Origin of the sequence: Streptomyces sp. NPDC059895 (genome assembly GCF_042731035.1) — a bacterium.
GTDB lineage: Bacteria > Actinomycetota > Actinomycetes > Streptomycetales > Streptomycetaceae > Streptomyces.
Genome location: NZ_JBHWKO010000001.1, coordinates 321,709 through 341,182 on the forward strand (window position 1 = coordinate 321,709; position 19,474 = coordinate 341,182).

A 19,474-nucleotide genomic window follows, 5' to 3' on the forward strand; every position below is an offset into this window, starting at 1 on the left:
CGTGAATTCTACGGGGGCGCAGCGACATCCTCGGGGTCGGCCGCGGCACGGTCAGGCGCCGAGGCTCTCCCACGGCACGTGCGGGTCGGCCAGGGCCTCGATGTCGACGGGAACGCCCGCGCGGATCAGCGCCTGGATCGGTTCCGTGACGTCCCACACGTTCACGTTCATCCCGGCCAGGACCCGGCCCTCCTTCAGCCAGAACGCGATGAACTGCCGCTTGCCCGCGTCCCCCCGGATCACGACCTCGTCGTACGACCCCGGCGGCGCCCAGCCGCTGTACTCCATGCCGAGGTCGTACTGGTCGGAGAAGAAGTAGGGCACCCGGTCGTAGGTGACGTCCCGGCCGAGCATGGCGCGGGCGGCGGCCGGGCCGCCGTTGAGGGCGTTGGCCCAGTGCTCGACGCGCAGGGTCGTGCCGAACAGGCCGTGCGGGAAGGACGCGACGTCGCCGGCGGCGTGGATGTCGGGGTCGGAGGTGCGCAGCCGCTCGTCCACGGCGATGCCCCCGCCGTGGGCGCGGTCGGCCAGCTCCAGCCCCGCCGCCTCGGCGAGCGCGGTCCGCGGGGCGGCGCCGATCGCGGCGAGGACGCCGTGGGCGGGGTGCTCCTCGCCGTCGTCGGTGCGGGCCGCGAGGACCATGCCGTCCTGGCCGACGATCTCCGTCAGCCGGACGCCGAAGTGGAACCGGACGCCGTGCTCGCGGTGCAGCTCGGCGAAGACGGCGCCGAGCTCGGGACCGAGCACGCCGTGCAGCGGGGTCGGCTCCGGTTCGACGACGGTGACCTCGGCGCCGTACTCGCGGGCCGCCGCCGCGATCTCCAGGCCGATCCAGCCGGCCCCGGCGATGACGAGGTGGCCGTTGTCGCGGCCCAGGGCGGCCAGGACGCCCTTGAGGCGGTCGGCGTGCGCGAGCCGGCGCAGGTGGTGGACCCCGGCCAGGCCGGTGCCGGGGACGTCCAGGCGGCGGGGCTCGGCACCGGTGGCCAGCAGCAGCTTGTCGTAGTGGACGAGGGTGCCGTCGTCGCCGTAGCGGACCGTCTTCGCCGTGCGGTCGATCGCGTCGACGCTCTGGCCGAGGTGCAGCTCGACGTCGTTGCGCGCGTACCAGGCGGGCTCGTGCACGAAGAGGCTCTCGCGGCTCTCCTTGCCGAGGAGGTAGCCCTTGGAGAGCGGTGGGCGCTCGTAGGGGTGGTCGCGTTCGTCACAGATCAGTATCACGCGGCCGGTGAAGCCCTCGGCCCGCAACGTCTCGGCCGCCTTGGCTCCGGCCAGGCCTCCTCCGACGATGACGAATGTCTGGTCCGCGTCGACCACGTGATGCCTCCTACGGGGGTCTGGGGGGTGTCGCCCCAGTGAACGCTGAGCATGCCGCCACCTGAGCGTCCCGCACGCACCGTGAAGGGGGAAGAGGACGTGGCCCGATCAGGCCATGGACGGTCACTTATGTGTCACATGCGCCCCGTCAGTCTCGCGTGCAGGGAGCGGGCCGAGGCGTCGGTGAGGGAGGCGATCTGGTCCACGAGGACCCGCTTGCGGGACCGGTCGTCGGGCGCCCGGTCGAACAGCGCGCGGAACTGGGGGTCGAGGCCGTCGGGGGCGCGGGCGGTGAGCGCCTCGGCCAGTTCCGTGATGACGACCCGCTGGTCGGCGCGGAGCCGGGCCTGCTCGGCCCGCTGCATGACGTACCGGTCCGCGAGGGCCTTGAGGACCGCGCACTCCAGGCGGGTCTCGCGCGGTACGACGAGCTCGGCGCGGTAGCGGGTGAGGCGGCCCGGGCCGTACCGCGCGCGGGTGGCGGTCTCGGCGGCGAGGCAGAAGCGGCCGATGAGCTGGCTGGTGGCGTCCTTCAGCCGGGCCTGGGCGACGGCCGTGCCGTCGTAGCGGTGCGGCCACCACCGCTGGTCCCGGAGGCGGTCGAGGGCGGCGGCGAGTTCGGCCGGGTCGGTGCCGGCCGGGGCGTACCGGCGGGCGGCGACGCGGAACACGTCCTGGCGTTCCGGCTCGGCGCGCAGGCAGTCGGGGTCGATGTGGCCGGCGTGCAGGCCGTCCTCCACGTCGTGCACCGAGTAGGCCACGTCGTCGGACCAGTCCATGACCTGGGCCTCGAAGCAGGCGCGGGTGCCGGGGGCCGTCTCGCGGACCCAGTCGAAGACGGGACGGTCGTCCTCGTAGACGCCGAACTTGGGGGACCGCGGATCGGTGGGGTGGGCGCCGCGCGGCCAGGGGTACTTGACGCCGGCGTCGAGGGTGGCGCGGGTGAGGTTGAGGCCGACGCTGACGACGTCGTCGGGGTCCGCGGACGAGGTGACGAACCGCTTCGGTTCGATGCGGGTGAGGAGCCGCAGGGACTGGGCGTTGCCCTCGAAGCCGCCGCAGTCGTGGGCGAGGCCGTTCAGCGCCCGCTCGCCGTTGTGGCCGAAGGGGGGATGGCCGAGGTCGTGGGAGAGACAGGCGGCCTCGACGAGGTCGGGGTCGCAGCCGAGGGCCGCGCCCAGCTCCCGGCCGACCTGGGCGCACTCCAGGGAGTGGGTCAGGCGGGTGCGGGGGGTGGCGTCCCCCGTCCGGCCGCCGGTGCCCGGGGTGACGACCTGCGTCTTCCCGGCGAGTCTGCGCAGCGCCGAGGAGTGCAGCACGCGTGCCCGGTCCCGCTGGAAGGCGGTGCGCCCCGGACGCTTGTCGTGCTCGGGGATCCAGCGGGCCACTGACGCGGGGTCGTAGGGGGTGGGGGGTGCGGCTTCGGCTTCGGTGGCGGGGGGTGCGGGTTCGGCCGTGCTCGTGCCTTCCATGTCTCGACAGTACGGGCGCGGGGTGACCGTGCCAGTGCGCGTCCGCGGCCGCGCCCCTCGGGCCGGCGGGCGGCCCTGCCGTTCGGGCCAGGTCCTGGCCTAGGCCGACGCCAGTTCCGGCCTGGTGCTCGCCGGGACCGCCCGTGCCTGGTCGTAGCGGTGCAGGACCAGGCGGGCCATCGCCTCGTGGGTGCCCAGGGGGGCGGAGGCGATCCAGGGGGCGGCCTCCGCGCTCTCCGTCGCGAAGCGGCCGGGGGCCGTGAAGTAGGAGGCGACGGCGATGCGGTGCCGGCCCCGGGCGGTCAGGGCGCGTACGGCGGTGGGGACCGTCGGGGTGGCCGTCGTGGCGTAGGCCGGGACGACCGGGACACCGAGGCGTTCGGCGAGCATCTGGGCGGTGCGGCGGGTGTCGACGGCCGAGTCGGGGTCGCGGGAGCCGGCCGCCGCGAGGACGACCGCGCTGGCGCGGCGTTCGGCCTCCGTCATGCGGGTGCTCCAGCCGGCCTCGACGAGACGGGCGTGCAGGGTGTCCACGAGCAGGGGGTGCGGGCCGAGCGGCGCGGCCACCCGGGTGTCGACGGACACGGCGTCGGCCATCTCGGGGATGTCCCGCCTGACGTGGTAGCCGCGGCTGAGCAGGAGCGGCACGAGGACGGCCGACGCGGTGCCCCGGGCCTCGAGGCCGGCGAGCGTGTCGGTGAGCAGGGGCTCGTTCAGCTCGATGTGGCCGAGGTGCACGGGCAGCCCGGGGCGCAGCGCGCGGACCCGGTCGAGCAGGGTGCGGACGGTGCTCAGGGCGCGCGGGTCGCGGCTGCCGTGGGCGACGACGACCAGCGCGGGCGCCCCGGGGCGCCGGCGGCCGTCGACGGAGACGAGGCTGAGCTGGCTGGTGAGGTGGTCACTGATCCGGTTCATGATGTGCGCCGTACTGTCGAGGTGGGCGCCACCGGTCAGCGGGCTGCCGGGGCGGGGGGCGGACTCGTCGTACAGGGTGGGCGACGCCGTCATGGCCCCCATCCTCACGGCGGGAGGTTGCACTCCCGTTGCGCGACCGTCACGAGTATTTTCCGGGGGTTCACCGCGGGGACGGGGTGGATGTGAGGTGCGTGTGCTCGGGGTCGGGGGCTGGCCGCGGGGGCCTGGATGTGACCCGGGTGACGCGCGGTGCGCAGAACCCGATCGGCGCCGGGTGCGTCTTCCCCGGTCGGAGGCGGCCGGGGCGAACGGACCGGCCCGGGCAGCAGGGGGACCACCGCATGGAGATACGTCGACCGCGGCTGCCGCGCACCCGTACGGGGTGGCGGCGGCTGGTGCAGGGCGTGATGGGGGCGTGCGTGCTGGGGCTGCTGCCGGCCACCTGGCTGTACGTCTCCACGGCGGACCGGCTGGGCACCACGGCCGACGCGCCGCGCACCGAGGTCGCCGTCGTCTTCGGTGCCGGTCTGTGGGACGGGGAGCCGTCGCCGTATCTCGCGCACCGGCTGGACGCGGCGGCCGAGCTGTACCGCGAGGGGCGCATCGAGGTCGTGCTCGTCACCGGCGACAACAGCCGCGAGGACTACGACGAGCCGGACGCCATGCGGACCTACCTGACGGAGCACGGGGTGCCGGACGGGCGCATCGTGAGCGACTACGCGGGCTTCGACACCTGGGACTCCTGTGTGCGCGCCCGGAAGATCTTCGGGGTGGACCGCGCGGTCCTCATCAGCCAGGACTTCCACATCCGCCGGGCGGTCGCCCTGTGCCGGGCCGCGGGGGTCGAGCCGTACGGGGTCGGCGTGGCCGCCGCGCACGACGTGACCTGGTACTACGGGGGAGCCCGGGAGATCCTCGCGGCCGGGAAGGCGGCGCTGGACGTGGTGTTCGAGCCCGATCCGCGCTTCCTCGGCCCCCGGGAGCCGGGGGTGGCGCGGGCGTTGGCCACGGCCGAATGAACGCGCGGGCGGATCAGGACATTCTCGACGGAGCGGGTTTGACGGGCGCATTTCACCCGGGGGAATGAAAAGCCCCTTCCGCACTTTCTGTGACCGTCCGATCACTTTTAGTGTCCTCGGTGTGCGGCGGCGGGTCCGGCCGTCGCCGCCCTTGGGGGAAAGGACACCTGATGACGGGACTTCGCTCGGCGTTCGTCACGGCCGTCGCGGCGGCGCTGTTCGCCGTGCCGGCGGCCATGGGGACCGCCTCGGCCACCACCGTGGACCAACTCTCCGTGCAGGCCAGGGAGCCGGGCTGCGCCAAGCTCGGCAGCTACGGCCAGTGGTGGGCGCACATCCGCAACGCCTGCGGCCACGTGATCTCCGCCAGCGTCGAGGTCGACGGGTGGGACCCGTCGTGTATCCAGATCGGCGCCGGCGCGACCGAGACGATCGGTCTGGACCCGGGGGACGAGCCGTACTACGCCTACGAGTGCTGACCGCCTGACCCGGCGCGCACCCGGCCGCCCGGGCGCGCCGTCCGACCGGCCGGGACGCGCCACCCGGCCGACCGGGCCGGGGAGGAGGTGGCGGCGGCCGCTTCCTCCCCGGCCCGCCCCGCCCTCGCTCCCCGGCCCGCCCGCCTCCGCTCCCCGGCCCGCCCCGCCTCCGCTCCCCGGCCCGGCTCCTCCGGCCCTGACGGGGTGTCCGACGGGGTGTCCGACGGGGCACCCGGCAGGCTGTTCGACGGGGCACCCGAGAGGGTGTCCGACGGGGCGGTCCCCTCCCGCCCCGTCCCCGGGGGCGCCCGCGCCTCACGCCGGGCCGGCGCCTCCGGGGAGGTCACCAGCACACCGCCGTAACAGGACGCCGCACGGCGCGTAACACGGCCGAAGCACGCTGAAACGCATGCAGACCACCTCGACGCCCACCCACTGCCCGTACTGCGCCCTGCAGTGCGGGATGAATCTGTCGCCCCTGCCACAGGGGGGCGTCGAGGTGGTCGAGCGCACCGACTTCCCGGTGAACCGGGGAGCGCTGTGCGGCAAGGGCCGTACGGCGCCGGAGGTGCTGTCCCCGAGCGTCCGCCTGACCTCCCCGTTGGTGCGCTCCGGCGGCACGCTGCGGCCCGCCACCTGGGACGAGGCGCTCGACCGGATCGCCGGCGAACTGTCCCGGGTGCGCGCCGCGCACGGGCCGGACGCGCTCGGGGTGTTCGGCGGGGGCGGGCTGACCAACGAGAAGGCGTACACGCTCGGCAAGTTCGCCCGGGTCGCGCTGGGCACCTCGCAGATCGACTACAACGGGCGCTTCTGCATGTCGTCCGCGGCGGCCGCCGGGACGAAGGCCTTCGGCCTGGACCGCGGGCTGCCCTTCCCGCTGGAGGACATCCCGCGGACGGGGTGCGTGATCCTCGTCGGGTCGAACCTGGCGGAGACCATGCCGCCGTCGCTGCGCTTCTTCAACGAGCTGCGGGAGAACGGCGGCACCCTGATCGTCGTCGACCCGCGCCGCACCAGGACCGCCGACCAGGCCGACCTGCACCTGATGCCCCGCCCCGGCACCGACCTGGCCCTCGCCCTCGGCCTGCTGCACCTGGTGGTCGCCGAGGGCCGCGTCGACGAGGAGTACGTACGGGAGCGGACGTCCGGCTGGGAGGACGCGCGGGCCGCGGCGATGGCCCACTGGCCGGAGTACGTGGAGCGGATCACGGGGGTGTCCGTCCCCCAGCTCCGCGAGACCGTACGGCTGTTCTGCGAGCCGGAGGCCGCGATGGTGCTGACGGCCCGCGGGCCCGAGCAGCAGTCCAAGGGCACCGACACCGTGGGCGCCTGGATCAACCTGTGCCTGGCCACCGGACGGGCCGGACGCCCGCTGTCCGGCTACGGCTGCCTGACCGGCCAGGGCAACGGTCAGGGCGGCCGCGAGCACGGCCAGAAGGCCGACCAGCTGCCCGGCTACCGCAAGCTGGACGACCCGGCGGCACGGCGTCACGTGGCCGAGGTGTGGGGCGTGGACCCGGCCTCGCTGCCCGGCCCCGGGCGCAGCGCCTACGAGCTGCTGGACGCGCTGGGCACGGACGTGCGGTCGCTGCTGCTGATGGGGTCCAACCCGGTGGTGTCCGCGCCGCGCGCCGCGCACGTCGAGGAGCGGCTGAGGTCGCTGGAGTTCCTGGCGGTCTGCGACGTCGTGCTGTCGGAGACCGCGGAACTCGCGGACGTGGTCCTGCCGGTGACCCAGTGGGCGGAGGAGAGCGGGACCACGACCAGCCTGGAGGGACGGGTGCTGCTGCGGCGGCAGGCCGTCACCCCGCCCGAGGGCGTGCGCAGCGACCTGGAGGTGCTGCACGAGCTGGCCGCCCGGCTGGGCGTGGAGAAGGGGTTCCCGACCGACCCCGAGGAGGTCTTCGAGGAACTGCGCCGGGCCACCGCGGGCGCGCCCGCCGACTACTCCGGGATCACCTACCGGCGGCTGGCCGAGGAGAACGGGGTGTTCTGGCCCTGCCCGGCGGGCGGCGGGACGGACGACCGCGAGGACGCCTCGCTCGACGCGGACACCGACGGTCCCGCGCGGGACGACGACGCCCGGGCGACCGTCCACCCCGGCACGCCCCGTCTCTTCCTCGACCGGTTCGCCACCCCGGACGGCCGGGCGCGCTTCGTCCCCGTCTCGCACCGGCCCGCCGCCGAGGAGCCCGACGACGAGTACCCCGTCCTGCTCACCACCGGCCGGGTCGTCGCCCAGTACCAGTCCGGGGCCCAGACCCGGCGCGTGGACGAGCTGAACGCCGCCGCGCCCGGCCCGTTCGTCGAACTGCACCCCCGGCTCGCCGACCGGCTGGGTGCGGCCGAGGGCGACCCGGTGGCGGTGGTCTCGCGGCGGGGCCGCGCGGTGGCACCGGCCCGCATCACCACCGGCATCCGCCCCGACACCGTCTTCATGCCCTTCCACTGGCCGGGCGAGGGCCGCGCCAACACCCTGACCAACCCGGCCCTGGACCCGACGTCACGCATGCCGGAGTTCAAGGTGTGCGCGGTACGGGTGGAGGCCGTGGGGCCCCAGCCCCAGCCCCAGCCGTAGCCGCAGCCGCAGCCGCAGCCGCAGCAGGAGCAGGGGGCCGGAAGGACCACGGACCAGGGCCGGTGCCCCACGGGGGGACACCGTCCCTGGTCCGTTCTTTTTCCTTGGCGGAGCCGCTACACGCCGCTCGCGCGTGCCGTCAGCCAGGTTCGGCTCGGGCGGCACTCCAGCTTGCCGTCGACCACCCGGCACCAGGTCTGGTAGCCGTGGGAGTAGAGGCGTTCGCCGAGCCAGCCGTAGTCGTCTGCGTCGGTGTCGGCTGCGGCGTCGCCGCGGGTCGACGGCGTGTACGCGACGAAGTTGGCGGCGTCGTCGACGCTTCCCGTGCCGTCGTAGCGGGCGACGCTGGGATAGGGGTAGACCGGGCGGGTGCGCGTCACCGTTCCGTCGGAGACGTTGGACGCGACGATCTTCCCGGGCCGGGTCGCGCTCTCCGCCCAGGCCATCACCGGCGTGAGGACGTCGAAGGTGTTGGGGCCGTCACCGCCGCCGCAGTGCGCCACTCCGGGGAACATGTACAGCTCGGCGAACCGGTCGACCGTGCTCGCGCCCATCGTCTCGCGCATCGCGTCGTAGTACGCCAGCGTGCCCTGCGGCGAGATGTGCTGGTCGTTCCAGCCGTGCCACAGCAGCAGCTTGCCGCCGCTCTCGCGGAAGGCGCTGAGGTCGGGGTCCGTCGCGGAGAGGTACGCGGAGGACTGGACGGTGTTCCAGAACGACTCGGCCGTGAACTCCAGGTCGGAGAGCTGGAAGCCGGGGTTCGGGGCGTTGGTGTAGGCGAGGTAGCGGGCGAAGGACGTCACGAAGTTCTCGCTGGCCACGGTCTGGCCCTGGGCGGTGGGGACGAACAGCGTCCACTCCAGCTCCGAGCCCCACTCGTGCGAGATCGCGATCTCCAGGCGGCGGCCCTGCGCGTCCGTGGCGCCGTCGTGCAGCCGCTGGACCACGCCGGCCTGCGCCGCGGTCAGACACGTCGACGTGTCCTGGCCCGACGCGCACACCAGGGTCCGCGGGTCGAAGTCGCAGCGGCGCGGGTCGTCGAGGAGTCCGTCCGTCAGGCCGTCCAGCGCGTCGCAGGCGTCGAGCACGGCCCGGTGGATCAGGGGCAGCTTGTCGGCGAGGAGGATGTAGTCGCCGTTCTCGTCCTTGTTGGTGAGCACGTTCCAGGCGTGGTGGAAGGTGTTCTGGACGACCATGTTGTTCGCGGGCGCTCCGGCGGCGATGCCGTCGAAGTCGTCCGGGTAGCGCTGCGCCTCCATCAGCGCCTCACGGCCGCCGTCCGAGCAGCCGGTGAAGTACGAGTAGGCGGGCCGTTGGCCGTAGAACCGCTTGATGACCGCCTTGGCGACCTGGGCGGTGACGTGGACGCCCCGGTAGGCGAAGTCGATCTGCGCCTGCGGGTCCAGGGCCCAGGAGCCGTCGTTCTGGCCCTGGTGGCCCATGTCGGTGGTGGCGCTGGCGACCGTGCCGTCCTGGACGACGGGACAGGTGGAGGCCTGGCCGTAGTTGATGGAGGCGGTGCCGCACAGGCCGCCGCAGCCGGTCTGGACGTAGCGCTGCGTCCAGCCCTCGACGGGCAGGCGCAGGACGATGGTGTTCGCCGGGGCGACGGTGCCCTGCACCTCGCAGTAGGGGGCGGCCGCACCGGTGGTCACGACCTTCGCGGAACGGATCGTGACCGCCGCGTCGGTGACCCCGTCCAGATCGAGACCGGTCACGTCGGCGCAGGCCCGTACGGGCTTGACCGCGGGCAGTTTCTCCAGTCCGTCCGCCGTGTACACGCGGCGGGTCTGCGGGGCCGCGGCGGACCCCGCGGCGCCGACCGGCACCAGCACTGCCGCGAGCAGCGTGGCCGCGCAGGCGCCGGCGACCGCTCTCGCTCTGCCGCGGACGGGTGACCGTCCGAAGGACCAGCGCATGGGTTCCCCTCTCGTTGGGTGCGTCGCTCGGGGCGAGCGATGGTGCGTCGAGCGGGTAGCGTTATTCACGTCGGCGATATCGTCAACAATTTGCGCAACAATTGGGTCGGGATTCACGAGCCCCGCACACCTCCCGGGCCTCGGTCCCCGCACCACGAAGGCCGGCACCCCGCCCGGGGCACCGGCCCTCGCCGTGTCGTCCGCACGGAGGCGGTCAGGTGACGTTGACCGCGCTCCAGGCCGCCGCCACCGCCTCGTGCTCGGTGCTGCCGGCGCCGTAGAGGTCGCGGGCCGCGGCGAGGGTGGCGGTGCGGGCGCCCGCGTAGTCCGTCGAGGACGTCATGTACACCGTCAGCGCCCGGTACCAGATGCTGCCGAGCTTGTCCCGGCCGATGCCCGTCACCGTGGAGCCGTCGAAGGTCGGCGAGTCGTAGGTGACGCCGTTGACGGTGCGGGTACCGCTGCCCTCCGCCAGCAGGAACGCGAAGTGGTTGGCGACGCCCGAGGAGTAGTGCACGTCGAGGTCGCCCACCGTGCTGCTCCAGTAGTCGGCGGAGCTGCCGTCCCCGGACGGCCGGTCCATGAAGCGCAGGGCCTCCCGGCCGAAGCCGGAGCGCACGATCTTCTCGCCGATCAGGTAGTCGCCGGGGTCGGAGGCGTTGCCGGCGTGGAACTCCACCAGCGTGCCGAGGATGTCGGAGGTCGCCTCGTTCAGGCCGCCGGACTCGCCGGAGTAGGCCAGGTTCGCCGTCGCGGAGGTCACGCCGTGGGTCATCTCGTGGCCGGCCACGTCCAGCGACACCAGCGGGCCGAGCTGCGTGCCGTCACCGTCGCCGTACGTCATGCAGAAGCAACTGTCGTCCCAGAAGGCGTTGTTGTAGCCGTTGCCGTAGTGGACGCGGTTGTAGGAGCCCTTGCCGTCGCCGGCGATGCCGTTGCGGCCGTGGACCTCCTGGTAGTAGTCCCAGGTCATGTCGGTGCCGTACTGGGCGTCGACGGCGGCCGTCGCACGGTCGGCGGCCGCGCCCGTGCCCCAGTGGTTGTCGGCGTCCGTGAAGACGGTCGAGGGCGCGCGGCCGACACAGATGCCGAGGACGCACAGGTCGGTGCGGCCCGCGGCGTCACCGGTGTACGTGTCGCCGCGGGTGGGGTCCTTGAGCTGGTACGCCGAGCCGGACGGGGTCGTCTCCAGCGGGACCGTGCCGCCGTACAGGGACCGCCCGTCGCCCGTCGCGGACTCCAGGGTGTCCCAGGCGTCGATCTCGGCGCCGGTCGCCGCGTCGGTCAGCACGGCGCGGGCGACCGGGTTGCCGAGGGGGTCCAGGGCGGCGACCTCCGTCCGCCAGGCGAGCCTGGGGGCGCCGTGCAGGGCGTCGACGACCAGGCGGGGCTTGGCGGTGAGCTTCTTCAGGGCCTCGTCGAGGTGGACGGCGCGCAGGGCGTCGGCGGCGGCGTCGGCGGCCTTCGGGGCGGTGAGCGCGGGGGTCACGGTGGAGAGGGAGACCGCGCCGCGCGTCGCCCGGTCCGCGCCGCGGTACGTGCCGTCCGGGGCGAGATGCACCACGAAGTCCCCTCCCAGCACGGGGAGTCGGCGGTAGCTTCGGTCGTAGCGGACGTGCTGGGTGCCGTCCGGGTCGACGATGACGTCCCGGACGGAGGTGCCCTGGGCGGCGGTCAGTCCCAGGCTCGCGGCGTGCGCGGCGAGGGCGGAGGCGGCGTTGCCGATCGCGGTGGCCCGGTCCGGGCGGTCCGCCGCCGCGGCGGTGGCGGCGGTCGTGGGGGTGAGGACGGCGGCCAGGAGGGTGGCCGTGGTGGCGGCGATGCCTGCGGTGGCGGAACGGGAACCTCGGGCGTGCGGCCGTATCCGGCGCATCGGTCTCCTCAGGAAGGCGCCAGGGGCGCGTGGGGGGTGGCGCTGACGTGGTCCTGAGATTCAAGAGGCCCCGGACATGTCATGTCCATAGCGCTCACGTGCGGGAGGAGTGAGGGGAGAGAATCGTTTCCGTGAGCGTTCCGGAGCTGCCCTTCTTCGTCTACGGCACCCTGCGCCCCGGCGAGGCCAACCACGGCCTTCTGCTGCGCGGCCGCACCCTCCCCGAGGAGCCCGCCCGCCTCCGGGACGCGGTGCTGTACGACGGCCCCGGCTACCCGTACGCCGTGGAGGAGTCCGGCGGGCTCGTCACCGGAGACCTCGTCACCGCGCTCCCCGAGGCCTACGAACGCCTCCTCGCCGACCTCGACCGCCTGGAGGAGTACCGGCCGGGGGACCCGCGCAACCTGTACGAGCGGGTGGTCCGGGAGGTGCTCCGGGACGGCGTCGGACGACCGGTGCGGGCCTGGGTGTACCTCGCCGCGCCCGGCGTGGCGGCCCGGCTGAGGGCGCACGGCGAGCCGATCCCGGGCGGGGAGTGGAGGGGGCGCGGCGGGACCGTGCGGTGAGGCCGGTCACCCGTTCACACCCTCGCCCCGCGGTTTTCCGCCGGACACCCGCCGCACGGCGGTGACCTGCCCGAACGCCCCGGCGGTCACGCGTCCCGCCCCCCGTTCACCTCCTTGCCGACGCCCTCTCGAGAAGCGCGTTCGCGCCGCCGGGACTTACCTCGTAAGGGCAGGGACGCGACCGACGCAGCGGCACATGGGGATGCCGCGGGCCGTGCCCTGGACGAGCTCGGAGGAGCACCGATGCGACGTACCGCCGTCCGTCTGCTGACCGGCAGCGTGTTCGCCGTGGCCGCCGCGGGCGCCGTCGCCGCGCCCGCCTGGGCCGCCGGCACCGGCACCGGCCGGCTGGAGGTGTCTCCCTCCAGCGTGGTGCCGGGCGACGAGGTCACCGTGGAGACGGCGGCGTGCGGGGCCCCGGCGACGGCGGCGGGCGACGCCGGCGCGGTGGGCGCCGGGCGCTTCACGCTGGCGCCCGGCGCCCGGGAGAGCGAGGCGGTCGGGCGGTTCCGGGTGCCGCCGAGCGCGCAGCCGGGCACCTACGAGATCGTCGCGGAGTGCGCCGCGGACGGCCGGAAGGTCACCGGGGACCTGGTGGTGACGCTGACGGCCGTGCCGCAGCAGGTGTATCCGCGAGGAAGTGTGAAGACGGGGGTCGGCGGCGCACTGGGCCCCGATCCCGTGCAGACCGCGGCCGGTGTGGCGGCTCTCGCCGTCGCCGCCGCGGGCGGTACCTGGCTCCTGCATCGCCGGGCGAGAGGCGACGGGATCTGACGGACATCCTCCGCTGTCCGTCGGCCGGTACCGCATGTCCCCTCCCCCTCCGGGTCCGACGCCCCTCGCGGCCCGGAGGGGGGCACGGGGCCTCCGTCCACGAGAGGAGTGCTTCGCATGCGCAGGGTCGGCAACTCCGCGATAGCGGCCGTCACCGCGGTCGCCCTCTGCTCGGGTGCGTGGCTGCTGCACAGCGGCGCCGACTCGCACGCCCCGCCGCGGCCGTCCGCGGCCCAGGCGCACCCGGGCCGCGCCGACCCGCACTCCACGTCCGCGCCCGTGCCCGCGCCCGCTCCCCCGCTGCCGCCCTCCCCGCCCGACCGCGTCCGCATCCCGTCCCTGCGCGTCGACGCCCCCCTCACGGGCCTGGGTCTGACCGCGTCCGGCAGCCTCGACGTGCCGCCCGCCGAGGACGACAACCTCGCCGGCTGGTACGAGTCCGGCACCACCCCCGGCGAGACCGGCACCGCGATCGTCGCCGGCCACGTCGACACCACCGACGGCCCCGCCGTCTTCTACGACCTGGGCGCACTGGAGCGGGGCGCCACGATCGAGGTGGACCGGCGCGACGGCACGGTCGCGGTGTTCACCGTGGACGCGGTCGAGATGTACGACGCGCGCGACTTCCCCGACAGGACGGTCTACGGCGCGGCGAAACGCCCTGAACTGCGCGTCATCACCTGCGGCGGCGGCTACTCCCGCACCACCGGCTACCAGGCGAACGTGGTCGTCTTCGCCCACCTGACGGACAGTCGCACGGGCTGACCGCAGGGCGTGCGCGGCCGGGGGGCCGGAGGGGGCGCCCGACGCCGGGGCGCCGGAGGGGGCACCCGTGGCCGGGGGGCCGGAGGGGGCAGGCACCCGTGGCCGGGGGCGTCGGAAAGGGCACCCGTGGCCGGGGGCGTCGAAAGGGGCACCCGTGGCCGGGGTACCGGAGGGGCCCACCGTCGGGGTACCGGAAGGGGCGTCCGCCGCTGGGGCATTGGAAGAGGCGCCCGTGGCCGGGGGCCGGAAGGGGGCCCGCCGCCGGGGGGCCGGAGGCGGCGCCCGCCGCTGAGGCGCCGGAAGGGGACCCGCCACCGGGTGCCGGAGGCCGCGCCCGCCACCGAGGCGCCGGAAGGGCCGCCCGCCCTGGGCGTCAGGCCACCCACTGCTCGTACGCCAGGTTCGCCACCAGCGCGAACACCACCGTCAGCAGCACGACGCGCACGAACCCGCTGCCCTTCTTCAGTGCCGTCCGGGCCCCCAGCATGCCGCCCGCCAGGTTGAACACGGCCATCAGTCCGGCCAGTTGCCACAGCACGGCCCCCTGCCAGGCGAACATCGCGAGGGCGCCCGCGTTGGTGCAGCAGTTGACGATCTTCGCGGTGGCGGAGGCGGTCACCAGGTCGTGGTGGAGCACGGCGGTCAGCGCCAGGACGAGGAAGGTGCCGGTGCCGGGGCCGACGAGACCGTCGTAGAAGCCGATGCCGAGGCCCGCGAGGCCGATGGCGGCGAGGATCCGGCGCGGTCCGGCCGGTCCGGTCGCGGGGGCCGTGCCGAACGCGGGGCGCAGGATGACGAAGGCGGCCACCCCCAGCAGCACCACCATGATCACCGGCTTGAGCACGTCGGTGCTCATCCCGGCCGCGAAGAACGCCCCCGCCGACGACCCGGCGAGCGCGGCGAGCCCGATCCGGACGGCCATCCCCACGTCGACCGGCGCCCGGCGGGCGTATGTGACCGCCGCCCCGGCGGTGCCCACGATGGCCACCGCCTTGTTGGTGCCGAGCGCGTGCGCGGCCGGGCCGCCGACCGGCAGGCCGAGCAGGAGCGCCGGGAGCAGCAGCAGCCCGCCGCCGCCGACCACGGCGTCGATCCAGCCGGCCGCGAGGGCGGCGAGACAGAGGACGGCCACCATGGTCATCGGTATGTCAGGCATGGACGCGACCCTACGGGGCCGGATACATGTCCCGTCCACCGATCTGAGCAGGTCCTGAGGTTGCGGACCCGCCCGACGGGCCCGCACCCCTTGTCCTCACCGCCCCCCGGCGCCGCCGGCTCAGAACCCTCACACCTGTCCGCCGCCCCCGCTGAGGGCAGCGTTCCTCGCGGGAAACAACCGTGATGCGGCCGGGTAACCTCCGCACCGCACGCTCGACGGCATGACCTCGAATTCGCGTGTGGTGGTGATCGGCGCCGGCCTCGCGGGCGTACGGCTCGCCCGGCGGCTCGGTGAGCTCGGCACGCCCGCCCTGCTGATCGGCGAGGAGGAGCACGTCCCGTACAACCGGGTCCTGCTCGCCGAGGTGCTGGCCGGCCGGTACGCCCCCGAGGTGATCGCGCTGCCCGCACCGGCCGAACTGGTGCGCGCCCGCGTCACCGGCATCGACCGCGAACGGCGCGCCGTCGCCTGCGCGGACGGCTCGGAGATCGCATACGACACGCTGGTGCTGGCGACCGGCTCCAACCCGGTACTGCCGCCGCTGCGCGGCCTGTTCACCCCGGACCACGTCCTGCCCGAGGGCGTGCACGCGTTCCGGACCATGGACGACTGCCTGGGCCTGTCCAAGGCGGTCCGGCCGGGCGTGCGGGCCGTCGTCATCGGCGGCGGACTCCTCGGGGTCTCCGCGGCCCGCGCGCTCGCCGTGCGCGGCGCGCAGGTCGTCCTCGCCCAGCAGTCCGAGCGGCTGATGGAGCGCCAGCTCGACCCGGGCGCCTCGAAGCTCGTCCTGCGGCACCTGAAGGACCTCGGCGTCGAGGTGCACACCGAGTGCCGGGTGCGCGACGTGCGCTGCGTCGGCGGCGCGGTCCGCTCGGTGGAGATGGCCGACGGATACGCCCTCGACGCCGACCTGGTGGTGCTGGCCTGCGGGGTCCACCCCCGCGCCGGCCTCGCCAAGACGGCCGGGCTCGCCGTCCACAAGGGCGTCCTCGTCGACGACGAACTGCGCACCTGCGACCCGCACATCCGGGCGATCGGCGACTGCGCCCAGCACGACGGGAACGTCTACGGCCTCGCCGCCCCCGCCCTGGAACAGGCCGACGTACTGGCCGAACTGCTCGCGGGCACCGCCGGGAACACCGGCGCCCGCTACACCGGCACCCGTTCCCTGACCCGCCTCACGCTCAACGGCACCACCGCCTTCGACCTCGCCGCGTTCGGCGAGACCGAGGCACGCCCCGGCGACGACGTCGTCCAGCTCGCCGACGCCACCCGCGGCACCTACCGCAAGGTCGTCGTCCGCGACGACCGCCTGGTCGGCGGGGTCCTCGTCGGCGAACTCGGCACCGTCGGCGCGCTCGCGCGCGCCTGGGAGGGAGCAGAGCCGCTCCCGCGCAACGGCGCTCCTCTGCTCCACCTGCTCACCAACGATGGAGGCTCCTGATGTCCACGACCACGACCGCACCTGTGGGGACCGGCCCCCGCCCCACGATCGTGCTCGTCGGCCACGGCATGGTCGGCCAGCGCTTCCTCGAAGCGCTCGCCGAGCGCGGCCTGACCGCCACGCACCGCGTGGTCGTGCTGTGCGAGGAGCCTCGCCCCGCGTACGACCGCGTCCAGCTCACCTCGTACTTCTCGGGGAAGACCCCCGAGGACCTCTCCATGACCGACATGGCGTTCATCGAGCAGCACGGCATCGAGCTGTACGTGGGCGACCCGGCGGAGACGGTCGACCGTGCGGCGAGGAAGGTCACGGCCCGGTCCGGCCAGGTCTTCGAGTACGACACCCTCGTCCTCGCCACCGGCTCCTACCCCTTCGTCCCGCCGGTCCCCAACAAGGACGCCCAGGGCTGTTTCGTCTACCGCACGATCGAGGACCTCCTCGCCATCGAGGAGTACGCCAAGACGGCGACGACCGGTGCGGTGGTCGGCGGCGGTCTGCTCGGCCTCGAGGCCGCGGGCGCGCTGAAGGGCCTCGGACTCACCAGCCACATCGTGGAGTTCGCGCCCCGCCTGATGCCCGTCCAGGTCGACGAGGGCGGCGGCGCCGCGCTGCTGCGCACCATCGAGGACATGGGCCTGTCCGTCCACACCGGTGTGGGCACGCAGGAGATCGTCGTCGACGAGTCGGGCGCGGTCACCGGCATGAAGCTGTCCGACGGCTCCGAACTCGCCACCGACCTGGTGGTGTTCAGCGCCGGTGTCCGCCCCCGCGACCAGCTGGCCCGCGACTGCGGTCTGACGGTCGGCGAGCGCGGCGGCATCAGCGTCGACGAGCAGTGCCGCACGGTCGCCGACCCGCACGTGTTCGCGATCGGCGAGTGCGCGCTCGCCGCCGACGGCCGGGTGTACGGCCTGGTCGCCCCCGGGTACGAGCAGGCCGAGACGGCCGCCGCGACGATCGCCGCCGACGAGGCCGCGTTCACGGGCGCCGATCTCTCCACCAAGCTGAAGCTGCTCGGCGTGGACGTGGCCTCCTTCGGCGACGCGCACGGCACCACCGAGGACTGCCTCGACGTCGTCTACTCCGACTCCCGCTCGGGTCTGTACAAGAAGCTGGTCATCGGCCGCGACGGCACGCTGCTCGGCGGCATCCTGGTCGGCGACGCGGAGGCGTACGGCACGCTGCGCGCGTTCACCGGCTCGGTCCCGCCGGTCTCGCCCGAGGCGCTGGTCCTGCCCGCCGGCGCCGGCGCCCCGGCCCAGCTCGGCCCGTCCGCCCTCCCCGACGACGCGATCATCTGCTCGTGCCACAACGTCTCCAAGGGCACGATCCGCGGCGCGGTCACCGACCACCAGTGCACGACCGTGCCCGAGGTGAAGAAGTGCACCAAGGCCGGCACCGGCTGCGGCTCCTGCGTCAAGGTCCTCGGCCAGCTCGTCACCGCCGAGCTGGAGGCGAGCGGCGTCGTGGTCGACAAGGGCCTGTGCGCCTGCTTCTCGCAGACCCGCGAGGAGCTCTACGAGATCGTCCTCGCCCTGCGCATCAACACCTACCAGGACCTCCTCGACCGCTACGGCCGCGAGGACGCCCGGGGCGGCGACGGCTGCGACATCTGCAAGCCCGCCGTCGCCTCGATCATCGCCTCCCTCGCCCCGACGATCGGCGCGAGCGGCTACGTCCTCGACGGCGAGCAGGCGGCCCTCCAGGAGACCAACGACCACTTCCTGGCCAACCTCCAGAAGAACGGCTCGTACTCGGTCGTCCCGCGCATCCCCGGCGGCGAGATCACCCCCGAGGGCCTGATCGTGATCGGCGAGATCGCCCGCGACTTCGGCCTCTACACGAAGATCACCGGCGGCCAGCGGATCGACATGTTCGGCGCCCGCGTCGAACAGCTCCCCCTCATCTGGACCCGCCTGGTGGACGCCGGCTTCGAGTCCGGGCACGCCTACGGCAAGTCGCTGCGGACGGTGAAGTCCTGTGTCGGGCAGACCTGGTGCCGCTACGGCGTCCAGGACTCCGTCCGCATGGCGATCGACCTGGAGCTGCGCTACCGGGGGCTGCGCTCCCCGCACAAGCTGAAGTCGGCGGTCTCCGGCTGCCAGCGCGAGTGCGCGGAGGCCCAGTCGAAGGACTTCGGCGTGATCGCCACCGCCAACGGCTGGAACCTGTACGTCGCCGGCAACGGCGGCGCCACCCCGCGCCACGCGGACCTGCTCGCCCAGGACCTGTCGGACGCCGAGCTGATCCGCCTGATCGACCGGTTCCTGATGTTCTACATCCGCACCGCCGACCGCCTGGAGCGCACCTCGACCTGGCTGGAGCGGATCCCCGGCGGCCTGGACCACGTCCGGGACGTGGTCGTGGAGGACTCCCTCGGCATCTGCGAGGAGCTGGAGACCCTGATGGCGGCGCACGTCGCGCACTACGCGGACGAGTGGGCCACCACCATCAACGACCCCGAGAAGCTGGCCCGGTTCGTGTCCTTCGTGAACGCGCCCGACACCCCGGACCCGGTCGTCGGCTTCGTCCCCGAGCGCGACCAGATCAAGCCCGACCTGCCGCTGCTCTCCATCGGCATGCGTCCCACGGAAGACGTCCTGGAAGGAAGCGCCCAGCGATGACCCTGGCACCCGAGACGACCGACCTGAAGGTCCAGCTGAAGCTGGACTCCCCGGCGGACGACTGGTTCACCGTCTGCGACCTGCACCAGCTCATCCCCGGCCGGGGCGTGGCCGCCCTGCTGCCGGACGGCCGCCAGGTCGCCCTGTTCCGCGACCGCAAGGGCGAGCTGTACGCCGTCGACAACCGCGACCCGTTCGGCGGCGCGGCGGTCCTCTCCCGCGGCCTGATGGGTTCCCAGCAGGGCAGCCCGTTCGTCGCCTCGCCCCTGCTCAAGCAGCGCTTCGACCTGCGCAGCGGGCAGTGCCTGGACGACGACACGGTCCGCATCACCACCTACGAGGTGCGGGCGGCCTGACGGCCGGCCCCCGCCTCACCACCGGCCCGGGCGCGGTCCCGGCGGTCTCCCCGACCGCCGGAACCCCGCCCGGGCCGGTCCGGTTCACCGGACTGTCAGTCGCACAACCGACCGTCACCTCAACGGACCGTCGCATGACCGGACAGTCGTCGCGCCACACCACCTGACTGGCGGACCACCGCTGTCCTCGCCCCGGGCACTCCCCCGTCAC

The 19,474-nt window shown here is 74.1% G+C and carries 15 protein-coding genes; 9 read left to right on the plus strand and 6 right to left on the minus strand.

The window, feature by feature from the left end; translation table 11 throughout:
• Positions 1 to 51: 51 nt before the first annotated feature.
• From ACFV9M_RS01365 to ACFV9M_RS01375, 3 genes are all read right to left on the minus strand, one after another.
• Entirely contained in the window at positions 52 to 1,317 is a 1,266-nt protein-coding gene (locus ACFV9M_RS01365; RefSeq protein WP_385069797.1) for an NAD(P)/FAD-dependent oxidoreductase, read from the minus strand.
• 134 nt (positions 1,318 to 1,451) lie between these two features.
• A complete protein-coding gene (locus tag ACFV9M_RS01370; protein WP_385069796.1) occupies positions 1,452 to 2,789 on the minus strand; it encodes a deoxyguanosinetriphosphate triphosphohydrolase in 1,338 nt (445 codons plus the stop codon).
• A 99-nt stretch (positions 2,790 to 2,888) separates the two neighbouring features.
• Positions 2,889 to 3,797, minus strand: coding sequence for a sirohydrochlorin chelatase (locus ACFV9M_RS01375; RefSeq protein WP_385069794.1), 909 nt, complete (start codon positions 3,795 to 3,797; stop codon positions 2,889 to 2,891).
• Positions 3,798 to 4,045: 248 nt separating this feature from the next.
• Here ACFV9M_RS01375 and ACFV9M_RS01380 point away from each other — a divergent pair, with 248 nt between their 5' ends.
• The 3 genes from ACFV9M_RS01380 to ACFV9M_RS01390 all read left to right on the plus strand — a co-directional run bounded on the left by ACFV9M_RS01380 (position 4,046) and on the right by ACFV9M_RS01390 (position 7,783).
• Positions 4,046 to 4,723 (plus strand): vancomycin high temperature exclusion protein, encoded by a 678-nt coding sequence (locus ACFV9M_RS01380; RefSeq protein WP_385069793.1) that lies wholly within the window; start codon positions 4,046 to 4,048, stop codon positions 4,721 to 4,723.
• Positions 4,724 to 4,893: 170 nt separating this feature from the next.
• Entirely contained in the window at positions 4,894 to 5,202 is a 309-nt protein-coding gene (locus tag ACFV9M_RS01385; RefSeq protein WP_385069791.1) for a hypothetical protein, read from the plus strand.
• Positions 5,203 to 5,611: 409 nt separating this feature from the next.
• Positions 5,612 to 7,783: a molybdopterin oxidoreductase family protein gene (locus ACFV9M_RS01390; RefSeq protein ID WP_385069790.1), complete on the plus strand. Its 2,172-nt coding sequence runs from the start codon at positions 5,612 to 5,614 to the stop codon at positions 7,781 to 7,783.
• 116 nt (positions 7,784 to 7,899) lie between these two features.
• On the opposite strand, the gene ACFV9M_RS01395 is transcribed toward ACFV9M_RS01390, so the two are convergent.
• Positions 7,900 to 9,702, minus strand: coding sequence for a tannase/feruloyl esterase family alpha/beta hydrolase (locus ACFV9M_RS01395; protein ID WP_385069789.1), 1,803 nt, complete (start codon positions 9,700 to 9,702; stop codon positions 7,900 to 7,902).
• Positions 9,703 to 9,916: 214 nt separating this feature from the next.
• Positions 9,917 to 11,575 carry a M4 family metallopeptidase gene (locus ACFV9M_RS01400; protein WP_385069787.1) on the minus strand — a complete coding sequence of 553 codons (1,659 nt, stop codon included), beginning with the start codon at positions 11,573 to 11,575 and terminating at the stop codon, positions 9,917 to 9,919.
• Between the two features lie 131 nt (positions 11,576 to 11,706).
• Between ACFV9M_RS01400 and ACFV9M_RS01405 the strand changes: the two genes are divergently transcribed.
• The 3 genes from ACFV9M_RS01405 (at position 11,707) to ACFV9M_RS01415 (ending at position 13,680) form a co-directional block, all read left to right on the plus strand.
• On the plus strand, positions 11,707 to 12,141 hold the full coding sequence (locus ACFV9M_RS01405; protein WP_385069785.1) for a gamma-glutamylcyclotransferase family protein: 435 nt from the start codon (positions 11,707 to 11,709) through the stop codon (positions 12,139 to 12,141).
• A 243-nt stretch (positions 12,142 to 12,384) separates the two neighbouring features.
• Positions 12,385 to 12,915, plus strand: a complete 531-nt coding sequence (locus ACFV9M_RS01410) for a hypothetical protein (RefSeq protein WP_385069783.1) — start codon at positions 12,385 to 12,387, stop codon at positions 12,913 to 12,915.
• A gap of 117 nt (positions 12,916 to 13,032) precedes the next feature.
• A complete protein-coding gene (locus ACFV9M_RS01415; protein WP_385069781.1) occupies positions 13,033 to 13,680 on the plus strand; it encodes a class F sortase in 648 nt (215 codons plus the stop codon).
• A 373-nt stretch (positions 13,681 to 14,053) separates the two neighbouring features.
• On the opposite strand, the gene ACFV9M_RS01420 is transcribed toward ACFV9M_RS01415, so the two are convergent.
• Complete coding sequence (locus ACFV9M_RS01420; protein ID WP_385069780.1) at positions 14,054 to 14,836, minus strand: sulfite exporter TauE/SafE family protein; 783 nt, start codon at positions 14,834 to 14,836, stop codon at positions 14,054 to 14,056.
• A gap of 223 nt (positions 14,837 to 15,059) precedes the next feature.
• On the opposite strand from ACFV9M_RS01420, the gene ACFV9M_RS01425 reads away from it, so the two are divergent.
• From ACFV9M_RS01425 to nirD, 3 genes are read left to right on the plus strand one after another with little or no spacing between them, the layout of a single operon-like run.
• Positions 15,060 to 16,283, plus strand: coding sequence for an NAD(P)/FAD-dependent oxidoreductase (locus tag ACFV9M_RS01425; protein ID WP_385069778.1), 1,224 nt, complete (start codon positions 15,060 to 15,062; stop codon positions 16,281 to 16,283).
• On the plus strand, positions 16,283 to 18,907 hold the full coding sequence (gene nirB / locus ACFV9M_RS01430) for a nitrite reductase large subunit NirB (RefSeq protein ID WP_385069777.1): 2,625 nt from the start codon (positions 16,283 to 16,285) through the stop codon (positions 18,905 to 18,907). Before ACFV9M_RS01425 ends, nirB begins: the two co-directional genes overlap by 1 nt.
• Positions 18,904 to 19,263, plus strand: coding sequence for a nitrite reductase small subunit NirD (gene nirD, locus ACFV9M_RS01435; RefSeq protein ID WP_385069775.1), 360 nt, complete (start codon positions 18,904 to 18,906; stop codon positions 19,261 to 19,263). The genes nirB and nirD overlap by 4 nt, the downstream gene beginning before the upstream one ends.
• The last annotated feature ends 211 nt before the right edge of the window (positions 19,264 to 19,474 follow it).

Coding starts and splice junctions, on each gene's coding strand:
- ACFV9M_RS01370 (WP_385069796.1), bottom strand. CDS start 2,789: ATGGAAGGCACGAGCACGGCCGAACCCGCACCCCCCGCCACCGAAGCC.
- ACFV9M_RS01375 (WP_385069794.1), bottom strand. CDS start 3,797: ATGACGGCGTCGCCCACCCTGTACGACGAGTCCGCCCCCCGCCCCGGC.
- ACFV9M_RS01380 (WP_385069793.1), top strand. CDS start 4,046: ATGGAGATACGTCGACCGCGGCTGCCGCGCACCCGTACGGGGTGGCGG.
- ACFV9M_RS01385 (WP_385069791.1), top strand. CDS start 4,894: ATGACGGGACTTCGCTCGGCGTTCGTCACGGCCGTCGCGGCGGCGCTG.
- ACFV9M_RS01390 (WP_385069790.1), top strand. CDS start 5,612: ATGCAGACCACCTCGACGCCCACCCACTGCCCGTACTGCGCCCTGCAG.
- ACFV9M_RS01395 (WP_385069789.1), bottom strand. CDS start 9,702: ATGCGCTGGTCCTTCGGACGGTCACCCGTCCGCGGCAGAGCGAGAGCG.
- ACFV9M_RS01400 (WP_385069787.1), bottom strand. CDS start 11,575: ATGCGCCGGATACGGCCGCACGCCCGAGGTTCCCGTTCCGCCACCGCA.
- ACFV9M_RS01410 (WP_385069783.1), top strand. CDS start 12,385: ATGCGACGTACCGCCGTCCGTCTGCTGACCGGCAGCGTGTTCGCCGTG.
- ACFV9M_RS01415 (WP_385069781.1), top strand. CDS start 13,033: ATGCGCAGGGTCGGCAACTCCGCGATAGCGGCCGTCACCGCGGTCGCC.
- ACFV9M_RS01420 (WP_385069780.1), bottom strand. CDS start 14,836: ATGCCTGACATACCGATGACCATGGTGGCCGTCCTCTGTCTCGCCGCC.
- ACFV9M_RS01425 (WP_385069778.1), top strand. CDS start 15,060: ATGACCTCGAATTCGCGTGTGGTGGTGATCGGCGCCGGCCTCGCGGGC.
- nirB (WP_385069777.1), top strand. CDS start 16,283: ATGTCCACGACCACGACCGCACCTGTGGGGACCGGCCCCCGCCCCACG.
- nirD (WP_385069775.1), top strand. CDS start 18,904: ATGACCCTGGCACCCGAGACGACCGACCTGAAGGTCCAGCTGAAGCTG.